This is a genomic window from Marinimicrobium sp. UBA4509 (genome assembly GCF_002388575.1).
In the GTDB taxonomy this organism is placed as follows: domain Bacteria; phylum Pseudomonadota; class Gammaproteobacteria; order Pseudomonadales; family Cellvibrionaceae; genus Marinimicrobium; species Marinimicrobium koreense.
The window spans coordinates 73,888-81,658 of the sequence record NZ_DGMV01000047.1; the positions used below are offsets into that span (position 1 = coordinate 73,888).

General features: G+C 59.9%; 7 protein-coding genes and 1 pseudogene. 4 read left to right on the forward strand and 4 right to left on the reverse strand.

Annotated elements, in window-relative coordinates; all coding sequences use genetic code 11:
- Positions 1–676, reverse strand: a 676-nt coding sequence (locus tag B3520_RS07100) for a ComEC/Rec2 family competence protein (protein ID WP_286875760.1), incomplete at its 3' end; no start/stop codon positions are given.
- Between the two features lie 166 nt (positions 677–842).
- Between B3520_RS07100 and B3520_RS07105 the strand changes: the two genes are divergently transcribed.
- On the forward strand, positions 843–3,017 hold the full coding sequence (locus B3520_RS07105; RefSeq protein WP_286807442.1) for a hypothetical protein: 2,175 nt from the start codon (positions 843–845) through the stop codon (positions 3,015–3,017).
- A gap of 85 nt (positions 3,018–3,102) precedes the next feature.
- The gene (locus B3520_RS07110; protein ID WP_123637480.1) at positions 3,103–3,642 is read left to right on the forward strand and encodes a DUF2062 domain-containing protein; all 540 of its coding nucleotides are present in this window, start codon (positions 3,103–3,105) and stop codon (positions 3,640–3,642) included.
- Positions 3,643–3,648: 6 nt separating this feature from the next.
- Here the strand turns inward: B3520_RS07110 and B3520_RS07115 are convergent, their stop codons facing one another.
- The 3 genes from B3520_RS07115 to B3520_RS07125 are packed head-to-tail and all read right to left on the reverse strand — an operon-like array spanning position 3,649 to position 6,785.
- Positions 3,649–4,878 carry a lipoprotein-releasing ABC transporter permease subunit gene (locus B3520_RS07115; RefSeq protein WP_286807441.1) on the reverse strand — a complete coding sequence of 410 codons (1,230 nt, stop codon included), beginning with the start codon at positions 4,876–4,878 and terminating at the stop codon, positions 3,649–3,651.
- Positions 4,871–5,554 (reverse strand): lipoprotein-releasing ABC transporter ATP-binding protein LolD, encoded by a 684-nt coding sequence (gene lolD, locus B3520_RS07120; protein ID WP_286807440.1) that lies wholly within the window; start codon positions 5,552–5,554, stop codon positions 4,871–4,873. The genes B3520_RS07115 and lolD overlap by 8 nt, the downstream gene beginning before the upstream one ends.
- Entirely contained in the window at positions 5,547–6,785 is a 1,239-nt protein-coding gene (locus B3520_RS07125) for a lipoprotein-releasing ABC transporter permease subunit (protein WP_286807438.1), read from the reverse strand. Before B3520_RS07125 ends, lolD begins: the two co-directional genes overlap by 8 nt.
- 163 nt (positions 6,786–6,948) lie before the next feature.
- Between B3520_RS07125 and B3520_RS07130 the strand changes: the two genes are divergently transcribed.
- Together B3520_RS07130 and B3520_RS07135 are read left to right on the forward strand one after the other, a co-directional pair.
- Positions 6,949–7,563, forward strand: coding sequence for a PilZ domain-containing protein (locus tag B3520_RS07130; protein WP_286807437.1), 615 nt, complete (start codon positions 6,949–6,951; stop codon positions 7,561–7,563).
- Positions 7,560–7,771: pseudogene (locus B3520_RS07135) on the forward strand (hypothetical protein); the annotation flags it as partial. The gene B3520_RS07130 and the pseudogene B3520_RS07135, both read left to right, overlap by 4 nt.

Here is a 7,771-nt window from a genome sequence, read left to right on the forward strand (position 1 = left end):
CCCGCCAGTGACTCAACGAGCCTGCCGCGGGTGCGCTCAACCTTCGATTATCCGCACTCTCCCGCACATAGGCCGTGGCATCCACGCCTTGGCGCATCAACCATAACTGGTAGTCGAACCCGCCGGGATTGACGAACCCCCGGGGCGGCTTGACCCTCAGCTTCAGTTGCCAGCGCTCACCGGCGTGTAGAGGCGGCCCGCCGTACCAACTGACCAGAATGTACCTGAGGGGCAGCGCCAGGGGATCGCCCTCGACCGACTCGACTTGCTCCACCCGCAGGCGGATACGCTCGCGGCGGGCATCGTGATCCGGCAGCCCGACCAGGGTCCCCTGGACCCGAATCTCGTCACCACTGAAGGAGGGGAGCAGTCGATGATCAAGCTGCCAGTGACCGAACAGCACGCCCCAGAACAACCCCAGGAGTACGAACGCCACACACTGACGCCAACGGGGCGCGCGCCAGAACAGACACGCGATCAGAGGCGCTGACAACCACAATGCAAATGGTGGCGGTAAACGGGGCGATTGGGAGGCGAGAATGATGCCCAGAGAAGCACTAAGCAGTGCAGCGTTGAGGGAGAAAGCCAGTCGTCGGCGCTTCAGCAGACGATGCACCGACTTTACCAGCGCCTGACGGCCTGGGCTTTGAACGGTTGGGGCTCCTTGAGAGGTCATCGCAGGTCCTTTGCGTAAGAGCGAAGCCCGATTATGCGCAAACCGGGACACACCACCAAGCTCAATAGAGGCTATACTGGGCTCGACTCTTATAACTGTGACAGAACCCACAGTTTTAACGCGGTATCGACAGTAATTTGACGCTTGCAGAGGGCGCGGAACAACAATGCTGGATTCGTTGACACTGACAACGATCATTCTTGGAGAGCTGGTCTTTTTACTCTCCCTGGGTTGCGCGCTGCTCGGTGTGCTGTTGCTGCGCGAGCGTCGCCATCAGAAAAAAATCATGGCTGCCTACCAGCGTCTGCGCAATACCGTACGTACCGAACGGGCCCAGAACCGCGCCGCCCCGCCGGAAGAGTCTTCAGCGGGCGACGCGGTGACTGAATACTTCTTGCGCGTGAAGGACGAAGCGCGGGATCGGTACCGGAACATTACCCAGACCAACCTGCCCCGACTGACACCGGAACACCCGTTTAACGCCAAAGTTGCCGCCCTGCGGTTCCTGTTCACCGAAGCCGAGGAGCGTGCCTACCGCAAGGAAAAAGCCTCCGGCGATGCCTGGGTCCTTCTGGAGAAGCAGCTTTATGATATCGCTCGCTGGGTGGTAGACCGACAGGAAAGCAAACCGGGACGTCAGCGCAACAATCAGGTCAAGTTACTCCAACAGCGGGTCGAAAAACTGAAAGGTTTTGAAAAACAGGCGCGGGATCTGCAACGCAAACTGGAACTGAACCGGCTCAAACGGGAGGAGTTGGAACAACTGCAGGAGGAAAACCGCCTTACCATTGAAAAGCTTCAGAAAATCAATGAAGCCTTGGGCCTTTCGGGGGATGCCGATGCCGAAAGCCTGCGCCGCCAGCTGCGCGACATCATGGATTCCGATGCACGCCCCCTGGTGGCACCACCTGAACGCCGTCTGACCAATATCGAACACTTCTCGGCCGACAACCAACGCCTGAACAGTGAGTTGGCTCGAGAGTTGCGCTCATACAACGCCGAGTTTCCCGATAACCGAAGCGATCATATGGAGCAGACCCTCAAGCGCCTGGAGGCGGAACTGTTCCGCTCTGAACAGCACATTCGGGAACTGAAGCAGCAGCGCTCGAACGCCGAGACCGAGTTACTAACCTCCACCAATGATGCCGACCGGTACCAAAGCAGTCCATGGCAGCAGACTCAGCAACGCGCCGAGTCCATGGAACAGATCGAGGAAACCCTCCGGGTGATCCACACCAACATGGCGGACAGCAGTCAGGCGCTGAATGTGGCGTCTGGCAGTGGCGGTCAGTCGCCCTACTCTCTGGCGGAGATCCAACAGCTGCGCCATAACAACACTCGCCAACGCAACCTGATCGTCGACCTGGAAGGTGAGATGCGTCGCCTGCGAGACACCATCCCCCACACCGAAGACGATAACGAGCGGGCGCAGCAAACGGAAAAACTGTTCAAGCTGGAACGACTGGTCAAGGAGTGTGAGCACTGCATTCTGGCACTGGAAAGCGAGGTCGATCTTCTTTATACACAGCTCAAAGAGCGCGAACAGCGCCAAACCCAGAGCTCCGGCCCCACGGATGAGGAAGTGTCACTTGAACAGTTGCAGTCCGAGCTCAGCGCCATGGCCAATCGGCTTGAAGACGTATTGCTGAACAGCGAACGGGATTCAATCCTGAGCCAGTTTGCCCAGGCGAGCGTGCGAGTCCAGTCCATTGAAGAGCTGGCCCGGTGCGTGATCAACGCCCTGAAAAGGGGTCAACTGACTGCCGGATTTTACCTTCAGTCGAAGCTCGGGCACGCGGAGTACTATCCGGCGAAACAGTTCAGCGAGCGCGAGCGGGCCATGATCCGTCGCACCACCATCAGTCAGAATGTGGCGTACCTGAACGAGGGCATCATGTTCGCGAGCGATCATATGCACCTGCTGCTCAAGGACCCTCATGCCGACGAGCTGGAATTGCAGAAAACCGAACAGCTTCTGCAGGCCCTGATGGACATTACCGGCGCCCGGGTAGACAGCCTGGAGATAGAACAGGCCGGTCAGCACCAGCGCCGGTACTTGCAGGACTGGTCCGATGGGGCTCACAACACGCTGGTCAATATGGAAATCCGTTACGCCTACCAGGTCGAAGAGACGCAGCGCCTGGTCGACGCCCTGGTTGAGCAGATGCAGAAGGCCTGTTCCGTTCTCGAGGCCAGCGAGGCCACCCGGGCGGTGATCGACAATGCCCTGAGCGAGTGTCAGCACCGGATCCGCAGTCTCATGACCCAGGACGACAGTATTGATGAGGGTTGTACCTGGTTGTTGAGCCACCTCGACGAGCTACCCAAGATTGCGAAATAAAGCGTCGTTTCACGGGTTTATCATCGTTTTTTCACCCGAGGACAGGCATAATGGCCCCTTTATTTTGGCCGTTATGTGATCGAGTATGGCACGCAAGCTACTACGGCGCTTTATCCCCAGCGCACACGCCATCAAGAGCAACCCCGCCCTGCATTTTCTCGGGGACCTGCTGCACGATCCCAACCTGTTTCACCTGAACCGCCACTCCGTTTCGGTCGCATTTTTTGTCGGTATTTTCGTCGCGTTCATTCCACTGCCAGGCCAGATGCCCATCGCGGCGCTGCTGGCGCTGCTGCTGCACTGCAACCTGCCTATCTCGGTGGCCCTGGTGTGGATCAGCAATCCCCTGACCATGCCCGCGATTTTCTTTTCAACCTACCAGTTGGGCCGCTGGCTGCTCGAGCTGCCTCCGGTTCAGGTCTCCCTCGAGCTGAGCTGGCACTGGCTGATGCATGAGTTCAGCCTGATCTGGAAACCGCTACTGGTGGGCTCGTTGCTCTCGGGGTTGGTTTTCGGCGTAATGGGCTATGTGGTGATGCAACTGTTCTGGCGCTGGACTGTGGTCAAAAGCTGGCAGCGACGCAAATTGAGACGCCGCTCATCACCGCCGAAACCCGACCGCTGAGCCCACTTACTCGAAGCGCAACGCTTCGGCCGGTTGCACGCGTGTTGCCCGCCACGCAGGGTAAAGACTGGCCACCAGGCTGAGCACCAGAGCCGTCCCGGCCACCTGGGCCACATCGGGCCAGTGCAGATCCGAGGGAAGGTAACTGATGGGGTAGACGTCAGACTGCAAAAACTGAACGCCCAACAGCCCCTCAAGCCATTGAACCCAGTCCGTCACCCAATAAGACAGCGTCACGCCAAGTGCGGTACCGATACCGGTTCCGACGACGCCAATCATCCCCCCCTGAATCATGAAGATACCGAGAATTTCCGCGCTGGACGCCCCAAGCGTTCTCAGAATGGCGATATCCCCCTGCTTGTCCACGACCACCATGATGAGGGTCGAGACCAGATTGAAGGCGGCGATGGCGATAATCAGGAACAGGAGCAGACCCACCAGCTGTTTCGACATGTGAATCGCCTGGTAGAGGTTACCGTGAGTGCGGGTCCAATCCGAGCTGTAGTAGCCACCGGGCAGATCGTACACCAGATCCCGGGCCACTTGCGGCGCGGAAAACAGATCGTGTACCTGGAACCGTATGCCACTGGCAGCCCCGGGGTGCCCGGTCAGTCCGGAGGCGGTCTCCAGGGCGGTGAGGGCCAGGTTATTATCCAGCTCGGTACCGGTGTCGAACACCGCCAGGACGGCCAGGGCCTGAACCCGGGGCGCGCCCTCCCCCGCCGGCACCACCAGAATCAACTTGTCATCAACCTTGACCGACAGGGACCGGGCCAGCCCGGCCCCCAGCAGCACGCCCCGGGGGTTGTCCGCGAGGCGGTTCCATATCCCCTCGGGGAGATAGTCAGAGAGCACCGCCAGGGAATCCCGCTGCTCCGGCGGTACCCCCACCAGGCCCACGGGTGCCACCTCACGCTTGTGGGAAAGCAGCCCTTCCAACTGAACAAAAGGCGTCGCCGAGGTCACGCCGGGATGGGCATTCACCCGCGCGGCCAGATCCCGGTAATCGGCCACTCCGTCCCGGTGATACAACGCGGCGTGAGGCATGATGCCGAGAATGCGATCGCGCAGCTCCCGGTCAAAGCCGTTCATGATCGCCAGCACGGTAATCAGCAGCGCCACCCCGATCACCAGGCCGACAATGGAGACCGAGGAAATGAACGAGACCAGATGGCTGTGCCTTCGGGACAACGCATAGCGACGTCCAATCAGCCCAATATAACCAGTGTTACCCATGCAGGGCTCCATCTTCCAGCGTCAGAGTCCGATCCATTCGCGCCGCCAGGCTCAGATCGTGAGTCACCACGACAAAACTGGTACCGCTGTCCCGGTTCAGCTCTGTCATCAGCGCCTGAATGGATTCCGCCGTATGGCTATCGAGATTACCGGTCGGCTCGTCCATCAAAACGCAGGCGGGCGAGGTCACCAGCGCCCGGGCAATCGCCACCCGCTGACGCTCACCGCCAGACAGTTCCGAGGGTTTGTGACTGGCCCGTTCGCTGAGCCCGACCCGTCCCAACATGGCGCGAGCTCGCTGGTGAGCTTCGCCTCGGGAGGACCGGCCGATCAACAGCGGCATGGCGACATTCTCCAGGGCGCTGAACTCCGGCAACAGATGGTGGAACTGATACACAAAGCCGAGCTTGCGGTTGCGCAGGCGACCCCGTTGGTCGGCACTGAGTGTGCGCAGCGACTGCCCCGCCACTTCCACATCCCCCTCATTGGCAAGGTCCAAGCCACCCAGAATGTTCAGCAGGGTCGATTTTCCGGAGCCGGACGCGCCGACGATCGCCAGACGCTCACCCGGAGCCACGGCCAGATTCACCGCGTTGAGCACCGACACCGTCTGCGGGCCCTGAGCGTAGGTTTTATGGACGTTGTGGCAGCGCAATACTGCGGTTGAATCACTCATAGCGCAAAGCCTCTGCTGGTTCGATTTTCGCCGCCCGCCAGGCGGGATAGAGCGTGGCCAGGAAGCTGAGGAACAGGGACACCGTACAGATGCTCAGAACGTCCTGCCACAGCAACTGTGACGGTAAATGACTGATGAAATAAACGGAGGGATCGAATACCCGAACGTCCAACAGGCCTTCCAGAGTCGTCACAATGGGACCGATATACAGTGCCAGCACACAACCGAGCAGTGCGCCCACCAAAGTACCGACAAAACCGACCGTTGAGCCCTGCACCACAAACACCGCCATGATCTGTCGGGCCGTCATCCCCAGGGTACGCAGGACGGCGATATCGCTGCGTTTGTCGGCCACCATCAGAATCAGGCTGGAAACAATATTGAAGGCGGCCACCGCAATGATGATACCGAGCAAAACGGCGATGACGATTTTCTCCATTTTAACGGCCTGGAACAGACTCCCCTGGGTCTGACTCCAGTCGCGCACCCGCAGCTCTCCAGGCAGTTCGGAGGCCAGCTCCCGCATCACCGGACTCGCCCGGTAAATGTCCTCCACCTGCACCTGAACGCCCTGCACCCCCTGATAGCGGAACAGTCGTCGGGCATCGTCCAGATGGATCAGGGCGAGCCGTTGATCCATCTGCGCCCCCACTTCAAAGACGCCGACCAGAGTGAACCGGCGCACACGGGGGTAAACACCGGCCGGAGTGACCCGAATATCCGGCAGGGTAATCGTGACCGAATCCCCCAGCGCCAGACCGAGTTGACGGGCGAGCAGACGCCCCATGACCACCCGGAACTCACCGGGCTGCAGCTCCATAGTGGAGCCAAGTAACATGCGGGACTCCACCACCGAGACATCAGACTGGTATTCCGGCGCAATGCCCTGAATCTGGACGCCTTCCGAACCACGGCCGTAATTGACCAGCCCGAAACCTTCGATATAGGGTGCAACGCCGCGCACCTCCGGGTGCTGTCTGACGTGGTCTGCCACTGCGCGCCAATCCGCCAACTCCGGCGTGCCATCGATGAAGCCGTGGGGCACCACACTGAGAATCCGCGATTTCATCTCGCGGTCGAAGCCGTTCATCACTGACAGAACGACGATGAGCGCCATCACACCCAGCGCCATGCCCAGCAGGGAAAAGGCGCTGATGAAAGAGATAAACTGTTTGCGGCGCTTGGCGCGCGTGTAGCGCAGACCGATATGTAGCGGGACGTTGATTGGCATGAGCGCATTTAACCCTATTGACCTGAACGCCACAAGCCCGGCAGGTGGATTTGCCGGGCCGCGCAGCGTCAGTGACGCCACAGAACGTCATAGTGGCGGGGCACACCGGCAACGCGGTATGCTATACCTTATTACAATGACAAAAGCCTGTTGCGGGACTGTTATGCCTGAACGACGACTCTATTTTCGCATCGACGACTACCTGGACCTGGAATACCTGGCCGTCGACGAAGACACGCTCCAGCACACGCCAGCCGAGAACCTGTTTCCCGGCGCGGCGGCGCTCAAGACTTACGCGGAGCTGAAGAAAATTGACAGCGAATCGAGCCAACTGTTCTATCAGATCAAGGATCGCGATCGGCAGATTGCCGATTACCTCTATCTGCTCAATCGGAAAATTGACCTGCTCGCCCAGCAGCTGATCAGCGAACCCCGGCTGCACGGGACCCATCCAACGGACCAGCGACGCGTCAACATCAGCGAAGGCGGACTGGCCTTCAGCAACCGGGAAGCGCTGACGATTGGCCAGGCGGTGGCCCTGAACCTGACGTTCCTGCCCACCTACGTCGGGTTGGCCATCTACGCCCGAGTCGCACGCTGTGAACCACTTCGCACCGGCGGCTACGAAATTGCGGCAGAATTCGAAACGCTGACAGACCCGCAACAACACCTTCTCAGCCAACAGATCATGCGCGCCCAGATGGCGGAGAAACGCCGCCTGCAGGATATCGATCCCGACGAAAAGGGCAACCTCTACTCCAAAGGAGCTTCTTCATGACGACGTTTCGATCCTACACCCTACTCGCCCTGGGTCTGACCCTGGGGCTGGGATTATCATCCGCCTCGATCGCCGACCGGGTGGAAATTCCGGTAGGCCAGCAAGGGGCCGAAAACGCGGGCGACGTGCCGACCAATGGCATGACCCAGGAGCGCGTCGAGTCGCGTTTTGGTGCGCCTCAGGAACGCCGTGCAGCGGTCGGCGACGA

Bases quoted from the DNA above. Each gene is read 5' to 3' on its own strand.
- B3520_RS07110 (WP_123637480.1), top strand. From the start codon at position 3,103: ATGGCACGCAAGCTACTACGGCGCTTTATCCCCAGCGCACACGCCATC.
- B3520_RS07105 (WP_286807442.1), top strand. From the start codon at position 843: ATGCTGGATTCGTTGACACTGACAACGATCATTCTTGGAGAGCTGGTC.
- B3520_RS07130 (WP_286807437.1), top strand. From the start codon at position 6,949: ATGCCTGAACGACGACTCTATTTTCGCATCGACGACTACCTGGACCTG.
- B3520_RS07125 (WP_286807438.1), bottom strand. From the start codon at position 6,785: ATGCCAATCAACGTCCCGCTACATATCGGTCTGCGCTACACGCGCGCC.
- B3520_RS07115 (WP_286807441.1), bottom strand. From the start codon at position 4,878: ATGGGTAACACTGGTTATATTGGGCTGATTGGACGTCGCTATGCGTTG.
- lolD (WP_286807440.1), bottom strand. From the start codon at position 5,554: ATGAGTGATTCAACCGCAGTATTGCGCTGCCACAACGTCCATAAAACC.